A 23,742-nucleotide genomic window follows, 5' to 3' on the forward strand; every position below is an offset into this window, starting at 1 on the left:
TGCCCGGAGCATTCGTGCAATGAGTTCTGCCTCCCTAACCAACCCTCCCGCCGAACGGGTACGGGTCAACCGCGTTGTGTTCTATACCTCCGCGTTGCTGGTCCTCGTTTTGACCGCCCTGCTTATCGCTGTCCCTGAAACCGCCGGCCGTGTGCTGAGCGTGGCGCAGGCCTGGCTGACCCGTACCTTCGGTTGGTACTACATGCTGGTGATCTGCGGATACCTGCTGTTCGTCGTCTATCTGGCCTTCTCCGACTTCGGCAAGCTCAAGCTTGGCGGCAAAGATGACCAACCCGATTTCAGCTACGGCGCCTGGGCCGGCATGCTGTTCTCCTCAGGTATCGGTATCTCGCTGCTGTATTTCGGCGCCTCCGAGCCGCTGGACCATTATTTCAACCCGCCTGAAGGTGCCGCCGCGAGCCATGAAGCCGCGCGCCAGGCGCTGCAACTGACCTTCCTGCACTGGGGCCTGCATGGCTGGGCGATCTACGCCCTGGTTGGCTTGGCCGTGGGCTACTTCGCCTATCGCCACAACCAGCCGTTGGCCCTGCGTTCGGCTCTGTACCCGCTGGTCGGTGAGCGCTGGGTCAAGGGCGCTGCCGGCAATGCAGTGGACATCTTCGGCATGTTCGTCACCTTGCTGGGCCTGGTGACCAACCTGGGTATCGGTTCGATGCAGGTGGCGTCGGGCCTTGAGTACCTGTTCGGCATCGACCACAGCAAGACCAACCTGCTGGCGGTGATTCTGGTCATGGCCGGCGTGGCGACCGTGGCTGCGGTGTCGGGCGTGGAAAACGGTATCCGCCGTCTGTCCAACCTGAACATCATGCTGTTCAGTGGTCTGTTGATCTTCGTTCTGTTGGGTGGCAACACCCTGCACCTGCTCAACGGCTTCGTGCAGAACATCGGTGACTACCTCAATGGCATCGTGCTCAAGACGTTCGACCTGTACGTCTATGAAGGCGACGGCGCCAAGTCCGAGCGCTGGCTGGGCCTGTGGACCGTGTTCTACTGGGCCTGGTGGATCTCCTGGGGCCCATTCGTCGGTATGTTCATTGCCCGTATCTCCAAGGGCCGTACCGTGCGCCAGCTGGTCAGTGGCGTGCTGTTGATCCCGCTGGGCTTTACCCTGGCGTGGCTGTCGATCTTCGGCAACACCGCGCTGGACCTGGTGGTTAACCAGGGCGCTGTGGAGTTGGGCAAGACCGCGTTGGAACAGCCGTCGATGTCGATCTATCAGTTGCTGGAATTCTTCCCGGCAGCCAAGTTCGTCATCGGTGTGGCGGTGTTCGTCGGCTTCGTGCTGTTCCTCACCCCGGCCGACTCCGGTGCAGTGATGATGGCCAACCTGTCGTGCAAAGGCGGCAAGGTGGATGAAGACGCCCCGCACTGGATGGTGGTGTTCTGGTCGGTCGTCATTACGCTGGTAACCATCGGCCTGCTGTTCGCCGGTAACTTCGAAGCCATGCAGACCATGGTGGTTCTGGCTGGCTTGCCGTTCTCCGTGGTGCTGGTGCTGTTCATGTTCGGTCTGTACAAGGCCATGAAGCAGGACGTTGCGGTCGAGCAGGAGCGTGCCGAACTGGCTGCCCGTGGCCGTCGTGGCTTCAGCGAGCGCCTGAGCCAGATGGATTTGCAGCCGAGCCAGGCCGTGGTCCAGCGCTTCATGGACAAGTACGTCAGCCCGGCGCTCAAGGAAGCTGCCGCGCAGATGCGTAACCAGGGCTTCGATGTCGAGGCACGTGCCGGTCACTCCCGTTCGCTGATGGGCCTGCGCGTGATGATGGAAGAGGGTAATCCCTTCGTCTACGAAGTGAGCCTGGATGGCTACCAGGCCGCGCCGAGCGAGGCCGCGGCAGAAGGTGAGGCAGAAGTGCGCCAGCGTTTTTACCGCGCTGAGGTCTACCTGCATGATGGCAGTCAGGAATACGACCTGATGGGCTTCACGCCGGAGCAGATCGTGCGCGACGTGCTGGATCAGTTCGAAAGCCACCGCCAGTTGCTGGGCCGTGTCTATAGCTGATAGCGCCTGATGTCATGACAAAGGCCCGACTCGCGAGAGTCGGGCCTTTGTCGTTTCAGGGGGCTTGCAGGAGCAACAGGTCTTCGCGTGGCGCCGAGTGGTGTTTGGCGATGTCCTCGGCTTTGGTGCAGAGCTTCAGGGGCAGGTCCTGCCATTTGAATTCCTGGCTGGCATGGCGAAGCATTTGGTAGCCAGCCGGCTCGTTGCAGTCGAGGGTCCCGGGTGGGCCGTGCTTGATGCGATAGCACTGAAGGTCCGGCGGGGCGATCTTCCAGGTGACCTTCATGTCGCCGTTGTCGAGGCGCTCTAGGGTCATGTCCGGATCGGGAACGGGCGCTGGCCAGAGCATCCGCGCAGAAGGCCAGGCCTGCATACCGGGCACTGGGCCGGCCAACGCAGGCGAGGCAATCCAGGCGAATGCCAGCCCTAGGCAGATCGAATGTCGCGCGAGCATGGTGACCCTCCTTATTTGTGTAGAAGGGCCACTGTGAGCGCTGAAAGTGAGCGCAGCGCGGTACATCTTTAGTGAAGCGTGATGGCTTCAGCGGTTGCTGTAACGGCCATGCTTGCCATGGGCGGGCATGGCCTGGTTGCTCCGTTCGGCGATCATCTGGTGAAGGCCGATCAGCTCTATGCCCTGCTGCTTGAGTCGGGGAAGTTCTCGTTCCAGCACGTCCAGGGTCTGAGGGTAGGGGTGGCCGATGAGCACCGCCGAGCCTTGTCTGCGGGCCAAGGCCACGCCCTGCTGCAGCTGCGCGGAGATGGCCTCGGTGGTGCGGGTATCGTCCAGGAAGACATCTCGCGAAACATGCGCCAGTCCAAGTGCCTGGGCCTTGGCCGCGGCCACGGTGGCGGCACTGGTGCGGCTGTCGACGAAGAACAGGTGGCGCCGCTGCAACTCTGCCATCAGCCAGGTCATGGGCTCGGCCTGGGAGGTCATGCGGCTGCCCATATGATTGTTGATGCCGGCGGCGAAGGGCACTTTGGCCAAGGCGGCATCCAGGCGGCGGGCGAGCTCTTCGATCGGGGTGCCTGGGTGCCAGGCGTACGGGCCGGTGGCAGGGTCCATGGGCATGTGCAGGATCACCGTGCGCCCGGCTTTGTGGGCTTGTCGGGCGAAGTCGGTGGCATGGGGCGTATCGGGCATGATCGCCATCGTGATCGGGCCCGGCAGGGCGAGGGTGCGGCTGTCGCGCTCGCTGCTCTGGCCCAGGTCGTCGATGATGATGCTCATGTAGGCCTTGGCCGGCGCCGCATGGGCGGTGCCGGCCAACAGGCAGAACAGCGTCAACAGCAGGTAACGCATGAGACGGGTCAGTCGCCCTTGGTGATGTTCAGGCCTTTGAGCAGGCTCAGGGCCTGGCTGAGCTGGAAGTCACCATCCTGCGGCCGCTCCTTGCGCTTGCTGCTGCCGGTCGGACGGTCGGCACCGCCGTTGCCGTTGCCCAGGTGGCCCTGCAGGTCGGCTTCCTTGAAGTTCTCGGTGTCCGCTTCGGCGGTGAGCTTGGCTGGGCGTACCTCGATGTCCGGGACAATGCCCTGGGCCTGGATCGAACGGCCGTTGGGCGTGAAGTACAGCGCGGTGGTGAGCTTGAGCGCGCGGTCGTTGTTCAGCGGCAACACGGTCTGTACCGAGCCCTTGCCGAAGCTGTCGGTGCCCATCAGCACCGCACGCTTCTGGTCCTGCAGGGCGCCTGCGACGATTTCCGAAGCCGAGGCGCTGCCGCCGTTGATCAGCACCACCAGCGGCACGCCTTCGCTGGCGTCGGCCCGGTCGGCGGAGAAGCGCAGCTCGGAGTTGGCGATGCGGCCCTTGGTGTAGACGATCAGGCCTTTGGTGAGGAAGTGGTCGGCCACTTCCACCGCCGATTGCAGGACGCCGCCGGGGTTGTTGCGCAGGTCCAGGACCACGCCGCGCAGTTTCTTGCCGTTGTCCTTGCGCAGCTTGGCCAGTGCCTTGCCGACTTCCTCGCCGGTCTTGACCTGGAACTGGGTGATACGGATGTAGCCGTAGTCGTTCTCCAGCAGCTGACTCTTGACGCTCTTGACCTGGATCACCGCGCGGGCGAGGGTCACGTCGAAGGGCGTGCCGCCATCGCGGACCAGGGTCAGGGTGATCTTCTCGCCCACCTTGCCGCGCATCTTGTCCACGGCTTCGGTCATGGTCTGGCCGCGGGTCGGGGCGCCGTTGATCTTGACGATCAGATCGCCCGCCTCGATGCCGGCGCGCGAGGCCGGGGTGTCGTCGATCGGCGACACCACCTTGACGAAGCCGTCCTCCATGCCCACTTCGATCCCCAGGCCGCCGAACTCGCCGCTGGTGCTTTCCTGCAGCTCTTGGAAGTCCTCTGGCCCCAGATAGGCCGAGTGAGGATCGAGATTGCTCAGCATGCCCTTGATGGCGTTTTCCAGGAGGGTCTTGTCGTCCACCGGCTCGACATAGGCGGCCTTGATGCGATCAAGGACCTCGGCGAAGGTGCGCAGCTCATCCAGCGGCAGTGGCGCCTTGGCGGTCACCTCGGTGGCCGGTACCGCCGCGCGGCTGGCCGGTGCGGCCGGCTCGGCGGCGGAAACCAGGGGCGCGCCGACCACCAGGGCGATGGTCAGGGCCAGCTGGGTGAGGCGAGACGAGTGCAGCATGTCGAACGAACTCCTGATCCTGTTGGTGCTCCCTCGAAGGAGCATCGGCGCAGCTGTGGCTATGCCGTAAAAAAGGTGACTAACCGCGGCACCACTGCGAAGGGTCGGTGGGGCGACCCTGCTGGCGAATGGCGAAATACAGGCCCGAGCTGTCCTGTCCACCGCTGTCGCCAACGGTGGAGATGGCCTCTCCGGCCTTGACGATGTCGCCGGCGCGCTTGAGCAGGCTCTGGTTGTGGCCGTACAGGCTCAGGTAACCATTACCATGGTCGAGAATGACCAGAAGTCCAGCGCCACGCAACCAGTCGGCGAACACCACGCGCCCGCCGTGTACGGCGCGCACCTGGGTGCCCGGGTTGGCGCCGATCATCACACCGTCCCACTTGGCCCGGTCATCGCCACCGCGTGCATCGCCGAAGCGTGCCAGCAATCGACCATTGACCGGCCAGGGAAGTTTTCCGCGGGCAGCAGAAAAAGCGCCGCCGTAGCTTGCGCCTTCGCTGGAAACGAGGGGGCCGAGGGTGGTGCGGACTTTTTTCGGGGCTTCTTCTTCGTTGGCGGCAAGGGCCTGCTGCTGGCGGCGCTGCTCTTCGGCCTGCTGCTGGGCCAGCAAGGCTTTCTTGCGGGCTTCTTCGGCTTCGCGGGCCTGGCGGGCGAGGGTTTCCTCGATGGTCTTGAGGACCTTGGTCAGCTCGGCCTGATCCTGCTGGCGGGACTGCAGTTTCTGGTCGCGAGCCTGCATGTCGGTGTTGAGCTTGGCCAGGACTTGCCGGCGTTCGTTGCGCACGGCCTCAAGTTCCTGGCGGCGGCTGTCGAGGTTGCCACGCTGGGCCAGCAATTGCGCCTGTTGGCGGCTGATGTCCTGCTCGACGTTGGCCAGCTGGCGCAGGGTCTCGTTGAAGGTGCGCAGTTGTTCGAGGCGCGCCTTGCTCAGGTAGTCGTAATAGGTGAGGGTGCGGGCGAATTTCTCGGGATTCTGCTGGTTGAGCAGCAGCTTGAGGTATTCCTCGCGGCCGCTCTGGTAGGCGGAGCGGGCCTGGATGGCGATCAGTCGCTGTTGTTCAACGCGGGCGCTCTGGAGTTTTTTTTTCTCGGTATCAAGGCGCTCCAGCTCGCCCTCGGTCTTTTTTAGTTCTTGTTGCAGAGCCTCCACCTGCTTTTCCAGGTCGCCGATTTCGGTCTCGGTGGACTTGAGGTCTTTTTGCACGCCGGACTTTTCCTCCTGGAGCTTGCCCAGCATCTTCTTCAGCTCGGCGATGTCCTGGCGGGTGGCTTCCAGTTGTTGCTGGGTCTGCGCGCGCTCGTCGGCAAAGGCCGGGCTGAGCAGGCAGGACAGGGCGAGTAGGATCAGGGCGCGAAGCATGGAGTTGGGCGTACCAGGGATGGAGACTGGCCTAGTATGCCCGCCTGGGCCTGCAAAAAAAACGTCTCGCAGTGTCAGCGGTCAGCTTCAAGCTGCAAGTGTCAAGAAACAGCGAGCGCTGGCCCGCTTTTTATTGCCACTTGCAGCGTGTGCTTCGCGACGTGTGGATCAGTCGTCGACGAGGATCGACGTACCGGTCATTTCGGCAGGCTTTTCCAGGCCCAGCAGCTTGAGCATGGTTGGCGCCACGTCCGCCAGCACGCCGCCTTCGCGAACCTTGAGGTTGCGCTTGCCGACATAGATGAACGGCACAGGCTCGGTGGTATGGGCGGTGTGCGCTTGGCCCGTGCAGGCGTCTTCCATCTGCTCGACGTTGCCATGGTCGGCGGTGATCAGCGCTTCGCCGCCCACCTTGTCCAGTGCCTGGACGATGCGTCCGACGCAGCCGTCCAGCGCCTCGACCGCCTTGACCGCGGCTTCGAACACACCGGTGTGGCCGACCATGTCGCCGTTGGCGTAGTTGACCACGATCACGTCGTAGCGCTGCTGCTCGATGGCCTCGACGATACGATCGGTGACTTCCGGTGCGCTCATTTCCGGCTGCAGGTCGTAGGTGGCGACCTTCGGCGATGGGATCAGGATGCGCTCCTCGCCTTCGAACGGCTCCTCACGACCACCCGAGAAGAAGAAGGTGACGTGGGCGTACTTCTCGGTCTCGGCGATGCGCAGCTGGGTCTTGCCCTTCTTGGCCAGGTATTCGCCGAGTACATTGTCCAGGCTGGCTGGAGCGAATGCGGCCGGGGCCGGGATCTTGGCCGAGTATTGGGTCAGGCCAATATAGGCGGCCAGCTTGGGCAGACGGGCGCGAGGGAACTCGTTGAAGTCTGCCTCGACGAATGCGCGGGACAGCTCGCGGGCACGGTCGGCACGGAAGTTCATGAAGATGACGGCGTCGCCGTCCTCGACCTTGACGGCTTCTCCGATGCGGGTGGCCTTGACGAACTCGTCGCTTTCATCACGGGCGTAGGCCGCTTCCAGGCCGGCCAGGGCCGATGGCGCGGTGTAGTCGGCGACGCTGTCGACAATCAGGTTGTAGGCGGCGCTGACACGGTCCCAGCGGTTGTCGCGGTCCATGGCGTAGTAGCGGCCGATGAGGCTGGCGATGCGGCTCTTGCCCAGTTTGGCGAAGGTGGCATCGAGCAGTTCGATGGACGACTGCGCGCTGCGCGGCGGAGTATCGCGCCCATCAAGGAAGGCATGCAGGTAGATCTTGTCGGCGCCACGCTGCGCGGCCAGTTCGGCCATCGCGATGAGGTGATCCTGGTGGCTGTGTACGCCACCGTCGGACAGCAGGCCGAGAATATGCACGGCCTTGCCGGCGCCCACGGCCTTGTCCACCGCGCCGGTGAGCACCGGGTTGCTGAAGAACTCGCCATCGCGGATGGCCTTGGTGACCCGGGTGAAGTCCTGGTACACCACTCGCCCGGCACCGAGGTTCATGTGACCGACCTCGGAGTTGCCCATCTGGCCGTCGGGCAGGCCGACATCCATGCCGGAACCGGAGATCAACCCGTTGGGCTGGCTGGCGCGCAGGCGATCGTAGACCGGTGTATTGGCGGCGAAGATGGCGTTGTATTCGGGGCTTTCGCTATGCCCGAAACCATCGAGGATAATCAGGACCAAGGGTTTTGGCGTGTTCGTCATCAATCCTACTCACGGTTGCAAGATGATAAAGACACGCATTTTAGGGCAAATCGGCCAGCGGCGGCCAATTTCCTCCAAATGAACGGGCAGTGCCCGACAGGCTGTCGATACGAGGGATTTTCCAGTGGGGCCGCCGGGCTTTGGCGGGCCTGGGGGGCTGTGTATACTGGCCGGCATTTTCAATCGCGTGGAACACCCTCAGATGGTTGCTAACCTGATTCAATTTGCGACAAACCACTACATCCTGGTGGCGATCTTCGTTGTTCTGCTGGTCCTGCTGCTCATCAACGAAATCCGCCGTGGTGGCCAGAGTCTGAGCAACGGCCAGCTGACCGCGCTGGTCAACGCCGACAAAGGCGTGGTGATCGACATCCGTCCGACCAAGGAATACTCGTCGGGCCATATCGTCGGCGCCCTGAACATCCCGCAGGACAAACTGGTCAACCGTATGGCCGAGCTGGACAAGCACAAGGGCAAGACCCTGATCGTCGTTGACAGCATGGGCCAGCAGTCCGGCACCATCTGCCGCGAGCTGCTCAAGGCTGGTTACACTGCCGCCAAGCTCAGCGGTGGCGTTTCCAGCTGGAAAGCCGATAACCTGCCCCTGGTGAAGTGATCATGAAGCCTGTCATCGTCTACTCCAGCGACTATTGCCCCTATTGCATGCGTGCCAAGTACCTGCTCGAGAGCAAGGGCGTGGCCTTCGAGGAAATCAAGGTCGACGGCAAGCCGCAAGTGCGCGCCGAGATGAGCCAGAAGGCGGGCCGCACCTCGGTACCGCAGATCTGGATCGGCACCACCCACGTTGGCGGATGCGATGACCTCTATGCATTGGAGCGGGCGGGCAAACTCGATGCCCTGCTCGAGGCTTGAATCACAGCTCTTACATAACCATTAGGAAAAGATCTGCCATGACTGACCAGCAGAACAACGGCGCCGCCGACGACAATTCCCCGCAATTCTCCCTGCAGCGCATCTACGTGCGCGACCTGTCCTTCGAGGCGCCGAAGAGCCCGCAGATCTTCCGTCAGCAGTGGGAACCGAGCGTCTCGCTGGACCTCAACACCCGCCAGAAAGCCCTGGAAAGCGATTTCCACGAAGTGGTGCTGACCCTGTCCGTGACCGTCAAGAACGGTGAAGAAGTGGCCTTCATCGCCGAAGTGCAGCAGGCCGGTATCTTCCTGATCAAGAACCTGGATGCGGCCTCCATGAGCCATACCCTTGGTGCGTTCTGCCCGAACATTCTGTTCCCGTATGCCCGCGAGACCCTGGACAGCCTGGTGACCCGTGGTTCGTTCCCGGCGCTGATGCTCTCCCCGGTCAACTTCGACGCCTTGTACGCGCAGGAAATGCAGCGCATGCAGGAAGCCGGCGAAGCGCCGACCATGCAGTAATCGCTGTAAAAAAAAGCAAAGGGCGACTTCGGTCGCCCTTTTTTGTCGGTGAGTTCCCGGTTCGCGGGTTTGCCCCCGAACAGGCTGGGCATCAACTGCCGGCAAAGCCCTGCTGGCGCCACGCCTCGTAGACGGTTACCGCCACGGTGTTGGACAGGTTCAGGCTGCGGCAGCCGGGCCGCATGGGCAGGCGCAGGCGCTGCTGCGCAGGCAGGCTGTCCAGCACCTCGGTGGGCAAGCCCCGGCTCTCGGGGCCGAACAGGAAGGCATCGCCCGGCTGGTAATCGACCTCGTGGAAGGCATGCGAGCCTTTGGTGGTAAAGGCGAACAGTCGCGGCTGGCCGAGGCTCTCCAGGCAGTCAGCCAGGCTCTGGTAGCGCTTGAGCGTGGCATACTCGTGGTAATCCAACCCTGCCCGGCGCAAGCGCTTGTCGTCCAGCTCGAAGCCCAGCGGCTCGATCAGGTGTAGGGCGCAGCCGCTATTGGCGCAAAGGCGGATAATGTTGCCGGTATTCGGCGGAATCTCTGGTTGAAAGAGGATGACGTGAAACATGCACGGCTCCAGGCGTGAAGATGACGAGCATTCTACCCTTGAACCCGACCTGCGTTCGAAGGCTTGGCCACGTGTGCTGTTGTCCCTGGCAATCGTCGGCATGATGGTGGGGTTGATGATCGGACGCCTGACTGCGCCCCAAGAGCGAGTGCTCGAACAGGTGGAAGTGGTGCAGGACGGCCTGGATTTGTGGTTCAACGACGAGCCCAAGCTGCACGGTGAAACGGTGCAGGGCACGGTGGCTGTTGTGTTCCAGGCCGAGGGCCAGCCCCAGCGAGGCCAGTTGCAAGTGCAAGGAAAGCCGGCTGGCTGGCGGTTACAGAACAGCGAGGAAGGTTTGTTGCTGACGGTGGTCGCCGCGCGCCCTCTGCACGGCGAGTGGAGCGGTGCACAGGACGCTGGGCGCTGGCGGGTGCAGGTGAGGCTGCACGAATAAAAGAGGGGATGTCCCGGCCTGCCTGTACCGAGGTCCCCGAAACTGGAGATATCTGTCTTATTGCAGATGCCGTGCCAGTTTCTGAACCTACAGAAACGCTGGGTATTGAGCGGTTTTGGCGGGGTTTTTCGAGATTTTGTGCCTCGGTGCGGTGCAGAGGGCACAGGATCGGTGCAGATGGAGCCTTTGGGGCTGCTGGGGGCCGCGGTGCGGCCCCACAATAAAAAATGGCGGATTCAGCGAGGATCAATGATCGTCGCCTTCTTCCTCATCCCCGCCATCGACGCGCATTCCCAGTTCCTTGATCTTGCGTGTCAGGGTATTGCGTCCCCAGCCCAGCAGTACGGCGGCATCCCGGCGGCGGCCTGCGGTGTGCTTGAGGGCGGTCTCGATCATGATGCGCTCGAAGCTGGGCACGGCGCTGTCGAGCAGGTTCGACTGGCCGCGGGCCAGGGCCTGGTCGGCCCACTGGCGCAGGGCCTGCTCCCAGTTGGTGACCGGTGCCGAGTCCTGCGGCAGGTTGAGCAACTCCGGCGGCAGGTCGCCGATCAGCACTTCGCGGCTGGAGGCCATGACGGTGATCCAGCGGCAGGTGTTCTCCAATTGGCGGACGTTGCCCGGCCAGGGCAGATTGCGCATGAACTCTTCGGTTTCCGGCTTGAGCAGCTTGGGCTCGACGGCCAGTTCCTTGGCGGCGCGGCCAAGGAAGTGCCGCGCCAGGGCAGGGATGTCCTCGCGCCGATCGGCCAGGCGCGGAATATGGATACGGATCACGTTCAGGCGGTGGAACAAGTCTTCGCGAAACTTGCCGGCCTGCACCAGCGACTCCAGGTTCTGGTGGGTCGCGGCGATGATGCGCACGTCCACCTTGACCGGCACATGACCACCCACCCGATAGAACTCGCCGTCGGCCAGGACCCGCAGCAGGCGGGTCTGGGTGTCGGCGGGCATGTCGCCGATCTCGTCGAGAAACAACGTACCGCCATCGGCCTGCTCGAAGCGGCCGCGGCGCAGGTTGGCGGCCCCGGTGAAGGCGCCTTTCTCGTGGCCGAACAGTTCGGATTCCATCAAGTCCTTTGGGATTGCCGCCATGTTCAGGGCAATGAAGGGTGATGCCGCCCGCGGACTGTGGCGGTGCAGGGCGTGGGCGACCAACTCCTTGCCGGTACCGGACTCGCCGTTGATCAGTACCGTGATGTTGGAATGGCTGAGGCGACCGATCGCGCGGAACACCTCCTGCATCGCCGGCGCCTCGCCGATGATTTCCGGCGTGCGGGCCAGGCTTGTCGGCACATCGAGTGCCTGTTGTTCCTGGGCATGTTGATTGGCGCGCTTGACCAGCGAGACTGCATCGTCCACGTCGAACGGCTTGGGCAGGTATTCAAAGGCGCCACCTTGATAGGAGGCGACGGCGCTGTCCAGGTCCGAATGGGCGGTCATGATAATGACCGGCAGGCGCGGGTGTTGCTCGCGGATCTGTGCAAGCAGGTCCAGGCCGCTGGTGCCGGGCATGCGGATGTCGGAGATGATCACGTCCGGTTGCTGGCGGGCCAGGCGGCCCATGACGCCGTCGGCGCTGTCGAAGCTCTGGGTGGTCATGCCTTCTTGCTGCAGGGCTTTTTCCAGTACCCAGCGGATGGAGCGATCATCATCGACGATCCAGACGGTTTCACTTCGGCTCATGAGGCGGTGGCTCCTTGTTCCAGGGGCAGGTAGATCGAGAAGGTGGTGTGGCCGGGGTGGCTGTCACATTCGATCAAGCCCTGGTGCTGGCTGATGATGTTCTGAGTGATGGCCAGGCCAAGCCCGGTGCCGTCCGGGCGGCCGCTGACCATGGGGTAGAAGAGGGTGTCCTGCAGTTGCGCGGGGATGCCCGGGCCGTTGTCGGTGATCTCGACCCGCGCGACCAACCGATGGCGCACATGGCCAATGGTGAACTGGCGCACCGCGCGGCTGCGCAGGGTGATGCGGCCCAGGCGCAGGTCGTTCTGGCTGGCGATCGCCTGCATGGCGTTGCGCACGATGTTGAGCACTGCCTGGATCATCTGTTCGCGGTCGACCAGCACATCCGGCAGGCTCGGGTCGTAGTCGCGCACCAGCGTGATGCCGCCCTGGCTTTCGGCTTCCACCAGGCTGCAGACCCGCTCCAGCACTTCGTGGATGTTGGTCATGGCCAAAGATGGCAGTTTGTTGGAGCCGAGCATGCGGTCGACGAGGTTTCGCAGGCGGTCGGCCTCCTCGATGATCACATTGGTGTAGTCGCGAAGGTCGTCATGCGGCAGCTCCCGGGCCAGCAGTTGCGCCGCCCCGCGGATGCCGCCGAGGGGGTTCTTGATCTCGTGAGCCAGGCCGCGTACGAGCAGCTTGGTGGTTTCCTGCTTGCTCAGCTGGGCTTCTTCTTTGGTGATGCGCAGCAGGCGGTCCCGGGGATGGACCTCCAGCAGCAGCAGGGTCTGGCCCTGGTGCAGGATCGGCGTCACGGCGTAGTCGACGGTGATGCTCTGGCCGGTCAGCGAGGTCAGTTGCGCTTCGCGCTTGGTGAACGGGTGCGCCTGCTCCACGGCCAGGCGCAGAGAGTTGAGCGCTTCGGCCGACTCGGTGAACAGCTCGCTGATGAATTGCCCGTGACTGCGCTGACCACTGACCGCCAGCAGCATTTCAGCGGCAGGGTTCATGTACTCCAGGCGCAACTCGGCATTGAGCAAGAGCGTGGCCGTGGTCAGGTTGTCCAGGAGCAGTCGGTGCTGTGCATCGCTGATGGTCATAAGGCGTCGTCGACCTCTTTTGGCGCTTGCCAGGCACTGTTTTGGAAGGGCCGGGCGCGGGATGGATCCGCGGGTGCGATTCCGTCCTTTACAAAATGCAAGAAACAAACCAAAGCTCTGAAAAGATGCGGCATTTACCGATAAAGGCCTGGATTTGCGCAAATCCGGACCAGAAACTCTGGGTGAAGCGTTTCATTTGAACCAGATTGGGGAACAGTCAGCGGTTAGGCGCACTGGCGTGCACCAAGATAGAGCATAGCGTGGTGGGGAAGGTTTCTGCGTGGGCAGAAACGAAAACGGCCTCCCGAGGGAGGCCGTTTTTGATCATGTCATCGGCGCGAGGCGCCGATCAGATCAGCAGCTGTAGTACAGCTCGTATTCCAGCGGGTGAACGAAGGTACGGACCTTGATCTCTTCCTCGCTCTTCAGCTCGATGAAGGCATCGATGAAGTCGTCGGAGAACACGCCGCCCTTGGTCAGGAACGCACGACCTTTGTCCAGCTCTTCCAGGGCTTCTTTCAGGCTGCCGCAAACCTGCGGGATGTCCTTGGCCTCTTCAGGCGGCAGGTCGTACAGGTTCTTGTCGGCAGCATCGCCTGGGTGGATCTTGTTCTGGATACCGTCCAGGCCGGCCATCAGCAGGGCTGCGAAGGCCAGGTACGGGTTGGCCGATGGGTCCGGGAAGCGCGCTTCGATACGGCGGGCTTTAGGGCTGCCGACGTAAGGAATACGGATCGAGGCGGAACGGTTGCGAGCCGAGTAGGCCAGCATGACCGGGGCTTCGAAACCTGGGACCAGACGCTTGTAGGAGTTGGTCGATGGGTTGGTGAAGCCGTTCAGGGCCTTACCGTGCTTGATGATGCCGCCGATGAAGTACAGGGCGGTGTCGGACAGGCCGGCATAACCTTCGCCGGCGAAGGTGTTCTTGCCGTCTTTCCAGATCGACATGTGCACGTGCATGCCCGAGCCGTTGTCGCCGTACAGTGGTTTCGGCATGAAGGTGGCGGTGCGGCCGTAGGCATCGGCAACGTTGTGCACGACGTACTTCAGGGCCTGTACTTCGTCAGCCTTCTTAACCAGGGTGTTGAACTTGACGCCGATTTCGTTCTGGCCGGCAGTCGCCACTTCGTGGTGGTGAACTTCGACGGTCTGACCCATTTCTTCCAGTGCGTTGCACATGGCAGTACGGATTTCGTGGTCGTGGTCGAACGGTGGGACCGGGAAGTAGCCGCCTTTGACGCCTGGACGGTGGCCTTTGTTGCCGCCTTCCACGTCGGCGTCGGTCATCCACGAGCCTTGCTCGGAGAAGATCTTGAACATCGAGCCGGAGATGTCCGATTTGAACTTCACTTCGTCGAAGATGAAGAACTCAGGCTCCGGACCGGCGAAGACGGTGTCACCGATGCCGGTGCTCTTGAGGTACTCTTCGGCGCGCTTGGCGATCGCACGTGGGTCGCGGTCGTAGCCCTGCATGCTCGAAGGATCGACGATGTCGCAGGTCAGGATCAGGGTCGGCTCTTCGGTGAACGGGTCCAGTACGGCGGTTTCATCGACCGGCATCAGGATCATGTCGGAGGCTTCGATGCCTTTCCAGCCAGCGATGGAGGAACCGTCGAACATCTTGCCGACTTCGAAGAAGTCGTCTTCCAGCGCATCGCGCGCCGGCATGGTCACGTGGTGCTGAGTGCCTTTGGTGTCCGTGAAACGCAGATCAATCCACTTGACGTCATGATCTTTGATGAGTTGAACCGACTTCGACATAGTGTCCTCCGGATGGTCTAGGGCGCGGTGGGCCGCTGCCCTGGAAAAAGGGTGTCGCCGGGCGCGGATAGTCGGCCAAGCTTGCCTGCCTCACAAGGGAGCAAATTGCATGCCAGTGCCCGAAAATGGCGAAGGCGGGACAAAAGGGGGCGGTTACAGGCAATTGGGGCCCCCGGTGCGGCGAGAAATGCACTCTTGCGAGGCGTGTTTTTAAGTGCGCGCACCAAATGTGTGCATTCTTTTGGGTGGCGTGTTTCCCGTTCGCGACTAAAAGCGCTCCTGCAAGGGGCGCACACCGGCTGCAATTCATGCTGACCCTGGCGGCAGGGGCATTACCCCAAAAGGGGCAGCACAGGCAGCGCAAAATGCGCCTTCGGCAATATCTGGAAGCTTCTGATCAAAAGTTGCTCAAAGCTTGAGCAATTTCCGCTATAATTCGCGCCCCTCATTTTCGGCAGGCCCGGTGCGCGCTGTTAAACCAATGAAACTTATCGTCAAAGTCTTCCCAGAGATCACCATCAAAAGCCGGCCGGTGCGCAAGCGTTTCATCCGCCAGCTCGGCAAGAACATCCGCGTCGTGCTCAAGGATCTGGATCCTGAGCTCGCGGTCGATGGCGTCTGGGACAATCTCGAGGTGGTCACCCGCGTCGAGGACGAGAAGATCCAGCGCGAGATGATCGAACGCCTGACCTGCACGCCGGGCATCACCCACTTCCTGCAGGTGGAGGAGTATCCGCTGGGCGACTTCGACGACATCGTCGCCAAGTGCAAGCACCACTTCGGCCACCTGCTGGCCGGCAAGCGCTTCGCCGTACGCTGCAAGCGCGGTGGTCACCACGACTTCACCTCCATGGATGTCGACCGTTATGTCGGCAGCCAACTGCGCCAGCAGTGCGGCGCCACCGGCATCGACCTCAAGACCCCGGAAGTCCTGGTGCGCATCGAGATCCGCGATCAGCGCCTGTACGTGATCCATAACCAGCATCAGGGCATCGGCGGCTATCCGCTGGGCGCCTTGGAGCAGACCCTGGTGCTGATGTCCGGTGGCTTCGACTCCACCGTCGCGGCCTACCAGATGATGCGCCGTGGCCTGATGACCCACTTCTGCTTCTTCAACCTTGGCGGCCGCGCCCACGAGCTCGGCGTGATGGAAGTCGCCCATTACCTGTGGAAGAAGTTTGGCAGCAGCCAGCGCGTACTGTTCATCAGCGTGCCGTTCGAAGAAGTGGTCGGCGAGATCCTGAACAAGGTCGACAACAGCTACATGGGCGTGACCCTCAAGCGCATGATGCTGCGCGCCGCCGCACGCATGGCCGACCGCCTGGAAATCGAGGCGCTGGTCACCGGCGAGGCGATCTCCCAGGTTTCCAGCCAGACCTTGCCGAACCTGTCGATCATCGACTCGGCTACCGACAAGCTGGTGCTGCGCCCGCTGCTCGCGAGCCACAAGCAGGACATCATCGACACCGCTTATCAGATCGGCACTGCCGAGTTCGCCAAGCACATGCCTGAATACTGCGGCGTGATTTCGGTGAACCCGACCACCCATGCCAAGCGCCACCGCATGGAGCACGAAGAGAAGCAATTCGACATGGCGGTGCTCGAGCGAGCCCTGGAGCGCGCCAAGTTCATCTCGATCGACCACGTCATCGACGAGCTGGGCAAGGACATCGAGATCGAGGAAGTGGCCGAGGCCTTGCCAGGCCAGATCGTTCTCGATATTCGTCATCCCGATGCCCAGGAAGACGAACCCCTGGTGATCGACGGCGTCGAAGTCCAGGCCATGCCGTTCTACGCGATCAACAGCAAGTTCAAGCATCTGGATGCCAACCGCCAGTACCTGCTGTATTGCGACAAAGGTGTGATGAGTCGTCTGCACGCACACCACCTGCTCAGTGAGGGACATGCCAATGTGCGTGTTTATCGTCCGGCATAAGACGCCAGGGCTGTATGGCGGCAGCATCCGCCATCGCCCTCCCGACCATCGGGCCCGCTGAGCCTCAAACCGTACATATTCGCCGCCTACACTGGCGGCAACCGAATCCTCTGATCGAGATACAGTTGTGATCGAAAATCTGCGTAACATCGCCATCATCGCCCACGTTGACCATGGTAAAACCACCCTGGTCGACAAACTCCTGCGCCAGTCGGGCACCCTGGAGCGTAACGAGCTCAACGACGAGCGCGTGATGGACTCCAACGACCAGGAAAAAGAGCGCGGCATTACCATCCTGGCGAAGAACACCGCCATCCGCTGGAACGACTACCGCATCAACATCGTCGACACCCCCGGCCACGCCGACTTCGGTGGCGAGGTCGAGCGCGTGATGTCGATGGTCGACTCCGTGCTGCTGCTGGTCGACGCCCAGGACGGCCCGATGCCGCAAACCCGCTTCGTGACCAAGAAAGCGTTCGAAGCCGGCCTGAAGCCGATCGTCGTGATCAACAAAGTCGACCGTCCGGGCGCGCGTCCTGACTGGGTTCTGGACCAGATCTTCGATCTGTTCGACAACCTTGGCGCCACCGACGACCAGCTGGACTTCCAGGTGGTCTACGCCTCGGCCCTGAACGGCATTGCCGGCCTGGACCACACCAACATGGCCGAAGACATGACCCCGCTGTACCAGGCCATCGTCGACCACGTGCCGGCACCGACCGTCGACGTCGACGGCCCGTTCCAGATGCAGATCTCCGCACTGGACTACAACAGCTTCCTGGGCGTTATCGGCGTTGGTCGTATCGCCCGTGGCCGCATCAAGCCGAACACCCCGGTCGTCGCCATCGACACCGAAGGCAAGAAGCGCAACGGTCGTATCCTCAAGCTGATGGGTCACCACGGTCTGCACCGCGTTGACGTCGAAGAAGCCACCGCCGGCGACATCGTCTGCATCAGCGGCTTCGACGAGCTGTTCATCTCCGACACCCTGTGCGACATGAACCACGTCGAAGCGATGAAGCCGCTGACCGTCGACGAGCCGACCGTTTCGATGACCTTCCAGGTCAACGACTCGCCGTTCTGCGGCAAGGAAGGCAAGTTCGTCACCAGCCGTAACATCAAAGAGCGTCTGGACAAAGAGCTGCTGTACAACGTTGCCCTGCGCGTTGAAGAAGGCGACTCGGCCGACAAGTTCAAGGTTTCCGGTCGTGGTGAGCTGCACCTGTCGGTTCTGATCGAAACCATGCGTCGCGAAGGCTTCGAAATGGCCGTAGGCCGTCCTGAAGTGATCATCCGCGAGGTCAACGGCGTCAAGCAGGAGCCGTTCGAGAACGTCACCATCGACATCCCTGAAGAATCCCAGGGCAAGGTCATGGAAGAAATGGGTCTGCGTAAGGGCGACCTGACCAACATGGCGCCAGATGGCAAAGGCCGTGTGCGTCTGGAGTACAACGTTCCGGCCCGTGGCCTGATCGGTTTCCGTAACCAGTTCCTGACCCTGACCAACGGTGCAGGCATCCTGACCTCGATCTTCGATCGTTACGACACCATGAAGCCAGGCACCATGTCGGGCCGTCTGAACGGTGTTCTGGTTTCGATCGAGACCGGCAAGGCCCTGACTTACTCGCTGGAAACCCTGCAGGCTCGCGGCAAGCTATTCATCGAGCACGGCCAGGACATCTACAACGGTCAGATCATCGGCCTGAACAGCCGTGACAACGACCTGGGCGTGAACCCGACCAAAGGCAAGAAGCTCGACAACATGCGTGCTTCGGGCAAGGATGAAGTCATCGCTCTGGTTCCGCCGGTTCGCCACACCCTCGAACAGGCCCTGGAATTCATCCAGGACGACGAGCTGTGCGAAGTCACGCCGAAGTCGATCCGTCTGCGCAAGAAGATCCTCGACGAAGGCGAGCGTACCCGCGCTGCCAAGAAAGCCAAGGCTTGATGTACTAGCCTGAGCTGAACGAAAACGCCCCCGGTCGAAAGGCCGGGGGCGTTTTTGTTTGTCTTATGTTCTGGTGTCGCCCTGGCTGTCGGAAACCGCGCCCACAGGGATCCCAGTGACCGCTGTGGGGGGGGGCCGCGAACAGGTCGTTACAGGCAAGCGATCAGCGGGTGGTCGCCTTGGGCTTGTAGGCGCAATACCCGGGGCGTGGCCCGATTTTCGGGTGATTGCGGCAGGTGTCCGGGCGCTTGTCGTAGATGGTGCACAGCCGGCTCTTGCGATCCAGGTACAGGCAGTCGTCGTTGCTCATCCGGGTCAGGGTGAAGATCCCCGACTTCTGGTTGAAGCGCTCGATGATGCCGTCCTTTTGCAGGCGCTTGGCGATGTTCTTCGGGGGTTCGTCCTTTTCGAACTCGTCCACCACGCCGATGCGGATCAGGTCCTTGATCTTGACCTCCACCGGCAGGGTGCAGCAGGTCGAGTGGCAGCCCCCGCACATATGGCTGGCATAGCGTTGCCAGGTTTCCAGGCGGTCGACTTCGGCGGCGGCGATCAGGGTCGGTTTCATCGTTGTGTGGGCGTATCACAGTTGGGGCGCGCGATAATACCGGAGTTGTTCAAATTGTGAACAACCTTTCGCCCGAATCGCCGAGTGGATGTGAAAACCGCGAACCCACGCTGTCGCTCTGTGTCGAAGCGTCTAGGCTGAACAACCTGTGCTTTCGTCAAACTTGCCCGAGGATGCCGCATGTCCCAGGAACCCAAAGCGCGTGATGCAGAAGTGGCTGAGTTCCGCGCCGCTGTACTGGCCAAGCTGACCTACGCGGTCGGCAAGGATCCGGAGCATGCCTTCGATCACGATTGGTTCGAAGCCATTGCCCTGGCTGCCCGCGACCACATGGTCGATCATTGGATGGACCACACCCGCCAGGCGTATCGACGCAGCCAGAAGCGGGTCTATTACCTCTCGCTGGAATTTCTCATCGGCCGGCTGCTCTACGACAGCCTGAGCAACCTCGGACTGCTGGACATCGCCCGCGAGGCCCTCGAAGGCCTGGATGTGGACCTCGAACGCATCCGCCTGCTCGAGCCGGATGCCGCGCTGGGCAATGGCGGCCTGGGGCGGCTGGCGGCCTGCTTCATGGAGAGCATGTCGACCTTGGGGATTGCCGCCCATGGCTACGGTATCCGCTACGAGCATGGTCTATTCCGCCAGGCCATGGTCGATGGCTGGCAGCAGGAGCAGACCGAGAACTGGCTGGATTTCGGCAACCCTTGGGAGTTCGAGCGGGCCGAGGTGATCTACCCGATCAGCTTCGGCGGCAGCGTCGAGACGGTGCAGGACACCCACGGCCAACCGCGTCAGGTCTGGTGGCCGGGCGAGACGGTGCGGGCGGTGGCCTACGACACGCCGGTGGTCGGCTGGCGCGGGGCGAGCGTCAACACGCTGCGCTTGTGGCGCGCCCGGGCACTCGAAGAGCTGCACTTGGAGCGCTTCAATGCCGGGGACCATTTGGGCGCTGTGGCCGAGGTGGCACGGGCCGAGAGTATCTCGCGGGTGCTGTACCCGGCCGACAGCACCGAGGCGGGCCAGGAACTTCGCCTGCGCCAGGAGTACTTCTTCGTGTCGGCCTCCCTGCAGGACCTGTTGCGCCGCCACTTGAACATGCATGACAACCTGCTCAACCTGCCGGACGCGGCGGCCATTCAGCTCAACGACACGCACCCATCCATAGCTGTGGCCGAGTTGATGCGCCTGTTGGTGGATCAGCACGAGATCCCCTGGGATACCGCCTGGGAGCTGACCGTCAACACCCTGGCCTACACCAACCACACCTTGCTGCCCGAAGCCCTGGAAACCTGGCCGGTGGCGTTGATGGAGCGCATGCTGCCACGGCACATGCAGATCATCTATCTGATCAACGCCTACCACATCGATGCGCTGCGGGCCAAAGGCCTGCATGACTTCGACGTGCTGCGGGCGGTGTCGCTGATCGAAGAGGACAACGGCCGTCGGGTGCGCATGGGCAACCTGGCCTTCCTCGGCTCACACAGCGTCAACGGCGTGTCGGCCCTGCACAGCCGGCTGATGCGCAGTACGGTGTTCGCCGAGCTGCACAAGCTCTACCCGCAACGGATCAACAACAAGACCAACGGCATCACCTTCCGACGCTGGCTGTACCAGGCCAACCCGCAGCTCACCGCGATGCTGGTCGACGCGCTGGGCCCGGAGGTGCTGGACGACCCGGAAAGCAGGCTCAAGGCGTTGGTGCCGTTTGCCGAGAAGGCGACCTTCCGCAAACAGTTCGCCGCCCAGCGCCTGCACAGCAAGCGGGCGCTGGCCAGCATCATCCAGGATCGGGTCGGGGTCACGGTCGACCCGCAGGCGCTGTTCGACGTGCAGGTCAAGCGCATCCACGAGTACAAGCGCCAATTGCTCAACCTGCTGCACACCGTGGCCCTGTACCAGGCCATGCGCGCCGAGCCCGGGACCGACTGGGTGCCGCGGGTGAAGATCTTTGCGGGCAAGGCTGCGGCCAGCTATCACCAAGCCAAGCTGATCATCAAGCTGGCCAACGACATCGCCCGGGTGGTCAACAACGACCCGACCGTGCGCGGCCTGCTCAAGGTGGTATTCCTGCCCAACTACAACGTGAGCCTGGCCGAGAGCATCATTCCGGCAGCCGATCTTTCCGAGCAGATCTCCACGGCCGGCTATGAGGCTTCCGGCACCAGCAACATGAAGTTCGCCCTCAACGGCGCGCTGACCATCGGCACCCTCGACGGCGCCAACGTGGAGATGTGCGAGCAAGTGGGAGGCGAGAACATGTTCATCTTCGGCCTGACCGCCCAGCAGGTGGAGGAACGGCGGCGCTCCGGTGACTTTGGCGCCGGCGCTGCGGTCTCGGCGTCCAGTCGCCTGGCCGATGTGCTGCAGGCGATCCGCAGCGGGGTGTTCTCGCCGGATGATCCGGCGCGATACACCGGGCTTGTGGACGCGCTGGTGGCCTACGACCGCTTCCTGGTGTGCGCCGATTTCGATGCGTACTGGGACGCCCAGCGGCGGGTCGAGGCGTTGTGGCATGCGCCGCAGGACTGGTGGCGCATGGCGGTGCTCAACACGGCGCGCATGGGCTGGTTCTCCTCGGACCGGACCATTCGCGAATATGCCAGCGAGATCTGGAAGGCATTGGACTGAGGTGTCGCCATTCGCGGGTAGACCGCCTCCACGGGTGCATCGCAGGCCTGGGAGGAATGCGGTCCTTTGGGAACCGGCCCGCCCGCGAATGGACCCTAACGCCGACCACCGGCCTGGCAAGGGCTGAACTACCCACCTATTGTGCCGTCTGAGAGCCGTGGCGAGTCTCATCGCTCGCTAGCCCGCAACTCTCCCTGTAAACTGCGGGGGTTTTTCTCCCCCTTTCCATTTCGGAGCCATACATGTCCCGCGTTACCCTGAGTCGCTATCTGATTGAGCAGACCCGCAGCAACAATACCCCTGCCGATCTGCGCTTCCTGATCGAAGTGGTGGCGCGTGCGTGCAAGGAAATCAGCCACCACGTTTCCAAGGGCGCCCTGGGCGGTGTCCTGGGCAGCATGGGCACCGAAAACGTGCAGGGCGAAGTGCAGAAGAAGCTGGACGTCATCTCCAACGACATCCTGCTCGAAGCCAACGAATGGGGTGGCCACCTGGCCGGCATGGCCTCCGAGGAAATGGACAACGCCTACCAGATTCCGGGCAAATATCCCAAAGGCGCCTACCTGCTGGTCTTCGACCCGCTCGACGGCTCGTCGAACATCGATGTCAACGTTTCGGTCGGCACCATCTTCTCGGTACTGCGTTGCCCCAACGAATACCTGAGCCAGAACGAAACCCTCAACGAAAAAGCCTTCCTGCAGCCCGGCACCCAGCAGGTCGCCGCCGGTTACGCCATCTACGGCCCGCAAACCATGCTGATCCTGACCCTGGGCAATGGCGTCAAGGGCTTCACCCTGGATCGTGAACTGGGCAGCTTCGTCCTGACCCACGAAAACATCCGCGTACCGGAAACCACCGCCGAGTTCGCCATCAACATGTCCAACCAGCGTCACTGGGAAGCTCCGGTCCAGCGCTACGTGGGCGAGCTGCTGGCCGGTGAGACCGGTCCGCTGAAAAAGAACTACAACATGCGCTGGATCGCTTCGATGGTGGCCGATGTGCACCGGATCCTGACCCGTGGCGGCCTGTTCATGTACCCACGCGATGCCCGCGAGCCGAGCAAGCCGGGCAAGCTGCGCCTGATGTACGAGGCCAACCCGATGTCGTTCATCATCGAGCAGGCTGGCGGCGCGTCCACCAACGGTTACGATCGCATCCTCGACATCCAGCCAGAGAGCCTGCACCAGCGTGTGTCGGTGATCCTCGGCTCGAAGGAAGAGGTCGAGCGCGTCACCGCCTACCACAAGGAGTAAGTCATGCTCGCACCTTGGCAGCCGTTACTGGAATGGTGGTTCGGATGGGGTAGTAGCCCCCAGGCCGTGGCTGACGAGAAGAGCTCGCTGTGGTTCGGCAAGCACCATGACGATGAAGCCCGTGAGTATTTCGGCGAGCTGGTCGAGCATGCCCTGGCCGGCGGCTTGGACGAGTGGCAGCAAAGCCCCCAGGGTTGGCTTGGCCTGCTCCTGCTGCTCGATCAGCTGCCGCGCATGATCTACCGTGACACGCCGCGCGCCTTCGATGGCGACCGTCGTGCCCAGGTGATCGCCATGCAGGGCCTGCAGAAGGGCTGGGACTACCAGCTGCTGCCGATCCAGCGTGTGTTCGTGCTGCTGGTGCTGGAGCATGCCGAGGTGCTGGACTGGCAAAACCTGTGTGTCGAGCGCTACCAGATGCTGCTCGACGAGCAGCCCGAGGCCAATGCCCGGTTGTTCGAGGGTTTCCTCGATTATGCCGAGCAGCATCAACGGGTGATCGCTCGCTTCGGCCGCTTCCCACACCGCAACCTGGTGCTGGGCCGACCGAGCACCAGCGAAGAAATGGACTTTCTGCTGGAGCCGGGTTCGCGTTTCTGAGCATTTGAATCGATTGCGGGGCAGTTCGCTCCCACGCTTGTCGTGGACGTGAACTGCCCCGCAATCGTTTCCGCTGTGATCAGCGTCTCACGGCGCGCGCCAGCCGACCAATGGCGTAGGGTGAAAACCAAGGGACTAGGGAACCGAGGCGGCTTTTTGTCTTCTAA

At 62.5% G+C, this 23,742-nt stretch carries 20 protein-coding genes; 10 read left to right on the forward strand and 10 right to left on the reverse strand.

Annotation, left to right across the window (positions count from 1 at the left end):
* Window positions 1-19 precede the first annotated feature (19 nt).
* On the forward strand, window positions 20-2,023 hold the full coding sequence (locus tag J5X93_RS01950; RefSeq protein WP_070571689.1) for a BCCT family transporter: 2,004 nt from the start codon (window positions 20-22) through the stop codon (window positions 2,021-2,023).
* Window positions 2,024-2,078: 55 nt separating this feature from the next.
* Here J5X93_RS01950 and J5X93_RS01955 read toward each other — a convergent pair whose 3' ends face one another.
* The 5 genes from J5X93_RS01955 to gpmI all read right to left on the reverse strand — a co-directional run bounded on the left by J5X93_RS01955 (window position 2,079) and on the right by gpmI (window position 7,730).
* Window positions 2,079-2,477 carry a hypothetical protein gene (locus J5X93_RS01955; protein WP_070571688.1) on the reverse strand — a complete coding sequence of 133 codons (399 nt, stop codon included), beginning with the start codon at window positions 2,475-2,477 and terminating at the stop codon, window positions 2,079-2,081.
* Window positions 2,478-2,564: 87 nt separating this feature from the next.
* Entirely contained in the window at window positions 2,565-3,329 is a 765-nt protein-coding gene (locus tag J5X93_RS01960; protein WP_043212528.1) for a divergent polysaccharide deacetylase family protein, read from the reverse strand.
* Window positions 3,330-3,337: 8 nt separating this feature from the next.
* Window positions 3,338-4,663 carry a S41 family peptidase gene (locus tag J5X93_RS01965; RefSeq protein WP_043212530.1) on the reverse strand — a complete coding sequence of 442 codons (1,326 nt, stop codon included), beginning with the start codon at window positions 4,661-4,663 and terminating at the stop codon, window positions 3,338-3,340.
* Window positions 4,664-4,742: 79 nt separating this feature from the next.
* Window positions 4,743-6,026 (reverse strand): murein hydrolase activator EnvC family protein, encoded by a 1,284-nt coding sequence (locus J5X93_RS01970; protein WP_182942185.1) that lies wholly within the window; start codon window positions 6,024-6,026, stop codon window positions 4,743-4,745.
* 168 nt (window positions 6,027-6,194) lie between these two features.
* Entirely contained in the window at window positions 6,195-7,730 is a 1,536-nt protein-coding gene (gene gpmI, locus J5X93_RS01975) for a 2,3-bisphosphoglycerate-independent phosphoglycerate mutase (RefSeq protein WP_250034342.1), read from the reverse strand.
* A 202-nt stretch (window positions 7,731-7,932) separates the two neighbouring features.
* Here gpmI and J5X93_RS01980 point away from each other — a divergent pair, with 202 nt between their 5' ends.
* Genes J5X93_RS01980 through secB form a run of 3 tightly spaced genes read left to right on the forward strand, consistent with a single transcriptional unit; the run spans window position 7,933 to window position 9,124 of the window.
* Window positions 7,933-8,346 (forward strand): rhodanese-like domain-containing protein, encoded by a 414-nt coding sequence (locus J5X93_RS01980; RefSeq protein WP_250034343.1) that lies wholly within the window; start codon window positions 7,933-7,935, stop codon window positions 8,344-8,346.
* A gap of 2 nt (window positions 8,347-8,348) precedes the next feature.
* Window positions 8,349-8,603 (forward strand): glutaredoxin 3, encoded by a 255-nt coding sequence (gene grxC, locus J5X93_RS01985; RefSeq protein ID WP_043212544.1) that lies wholly within the window; start codon window positions 8,349-8,351, stop codon window positions 8,601-8,603.
* Window positions 8,604-8,641: 38 nt separating this feature from the next.
* On the forward strand, window positions 8,642-9,124 hold the full coding sequence (secB, locus tag J5X93_RS01990) for a protein-export chaperone SecB (protein WP_043212546.1): 483 nt from the start codon (window positions 8,642-8,644) through the stop codon (window positions 9,122-9,124).
* A 91-nt stretch (window positions 9,125-9,215) separates the two neighbouring features.
* On the opposite strand, the gene trmL is transcribed toward secB, so the two are convergent.
* A complete protein-coding gene (gene trmL / locus J5X93_RS01995; protein WP_043212548.1) occupies window positions 9,216-9,677 on the reverse strand; it encodes a tRNA (uridine(34)/cytosine(34)/5-carboxymethylaminomethyluridine(34)-2'-O)-methyltransferase TrmL in 462 nt (153 codons plus the stop codon).
* Between trmL and J5X93_RS02000 the strand changes: the two genes are divergently transcribed.
* A complete protein-coding gene (locus tag J5X93_RS02000; RefSeq protein WP_043212550.1) occupies window positions 9,676-10,113 on the forward strand; it encodes a hypothetical protein in 438 nt (145 codons plus the stop codon). The genes trmL and J5X93_RS02000 overlap by 2 nt on opposite strands.
* Before the next feature lie 246 nt (window positions 10,114-10,359).
* Here the strand turns inward: J5X93_RS02000 and ntrC are convergent, their stop codons facing one another.
* The 3 genes from ntrC to glnA form a co-directional block, all read right to left on the reverse strand.
* A complete protein-coding gene (gene ntrC, locus J5X93_RS02005; RefSeq protein WP_102081450.1) occupies window positions 10,360-11,796 on the reverse strand; it encodes a nitrogen regulation protein NR(I) in 1,437 nt (478 codons plus the stop codon).
* Window positions 11,793-12,878 (reverse strand): nitrogen regulation protein NR(II), encoded by a 1,086-nt coding sequence (gene glnL / locus J5X93_RS02010; protein WP_043212554.1) that lies wholly within the window; start codon window positions 12,876-12,878, stop codon window positions 11,793-11,795. Before glnL ends, ntrC begins: the two co-directional genes overlap by 4 nt.
* A gap of 354 nt (window positions 12,879-13,232) precedes the next feature.
* Complete coding sequence (gene glnA / locus J5X93_RS02015) at window positions 13,233-14,639, reverse strand: type I glutamate--ammonia ligase (protein WP_043212556.1); 1,407 nt, start codon at window positions 14,637-14,639, stop codon at window positions 13,233-13,235.
* 481 nt (window positions 14,640-15,120) lie between these two features.
* Between glnA and thiI the strand changes: the two genes are divergently transcribed.
* Window positions 15,121-16,575: a tRNA uracil 4-sulfurtransferase ThiI gene (gene thiI / locus J5X93_RS02020; protein ID WP_043212559.1), complete on the forward strand. Its 1,455-nt coding sequence runs from the start codon at window positions 15,121-15,123 to the stop codon at window positions 16,573-16,575.
* Between the two features lie 127 nt (window positions 16,576-16,702).
* The gene (typA, locus tag J5X93_RS02025) at window positions 16,703-18,523 is read left to right on the forward strand and encodes a translational GTPase TypA (RefSeq protein WP_043212561.1); all 1,821 of its coding nucleotides are present in this window, start codon (window positions 16,703-16,705) and stop codon (window positions 18,521-18,523) included.
* A 163-nt stretch (window positions 18,524-18,686) separates the two neighbouring features.
* Here typA and J5X93_RS02030 read toward each other — a convergent pair whose 3' ends face one another.
* Window positions 18,687-19,091, reverse strand: coding sequence for a YkgJ family cysteine cluster protein (locus J5X93_RS02030; protein WP_043212564.1), 405 nt, complete (start codon window positions 19,089-19,091; stop codon window positions 18,687-18,689).
* Window positions 19,092-19,271: 180 nt separating this feature from the next.
* Between J5X93_RS02030 and J5X93_RS02035 the strand changes: the two genes are divergently transcribed.
* The 3 genes from J5X93_RS02035 (at window position 19,272) to J5X93_RS02045 (ending at window position 23,575) form a co-directional block, all read left to right on the forward strand.
* A complete protein-coding gene (locus J5X93_RS02035) occupies window positions 19,272-21,722 on the forward strand; it encodes a glycogen/starch/alpha-glucan phosphorylase (protein ID WP_043212566.1) in 2,451 nt (816 codons plus the stop codon).
* Between the two features lie 242 nt (window positions 21,723-21,964).
* The gene (locus J5X93_RS02040; protein WP_013974568.1) at window positions 21,965-22,975 is read left to right on the forward strand and encodes a class 1 fructose-bisphosphatase; all 1,011 of its coding nucleotides are present in this window, start codon (window positions 21,965-21,967) and stop codon (window positions 22,973-22,975) included.
* Between the two features lie 3 nt (window positions 22,976-22,978).
* A complete protein-coding gene (locus J5X93_RS02045) occupies window positions 22,979-23,575 on the forward strand; it encodes a DUF924 family protein (RefSeq protein WP_090343300.1) in 597 nt (198 codons plus the stop codon).
* Window positions 23,576-23,742: the final 167 nt, after the last annotated feature.

The sequence above is a fragment of the Pseudomonas sp. BYT-1 genome (genome assembly GCF_023611805.1).
Lineage (GTDB): Bacteria > Pseudomonadota > Gammaproteobacteria > Pseudomonadales > Pseudomonadaceae > Aquipseudomonas > Aquipseudomonas guariconensis.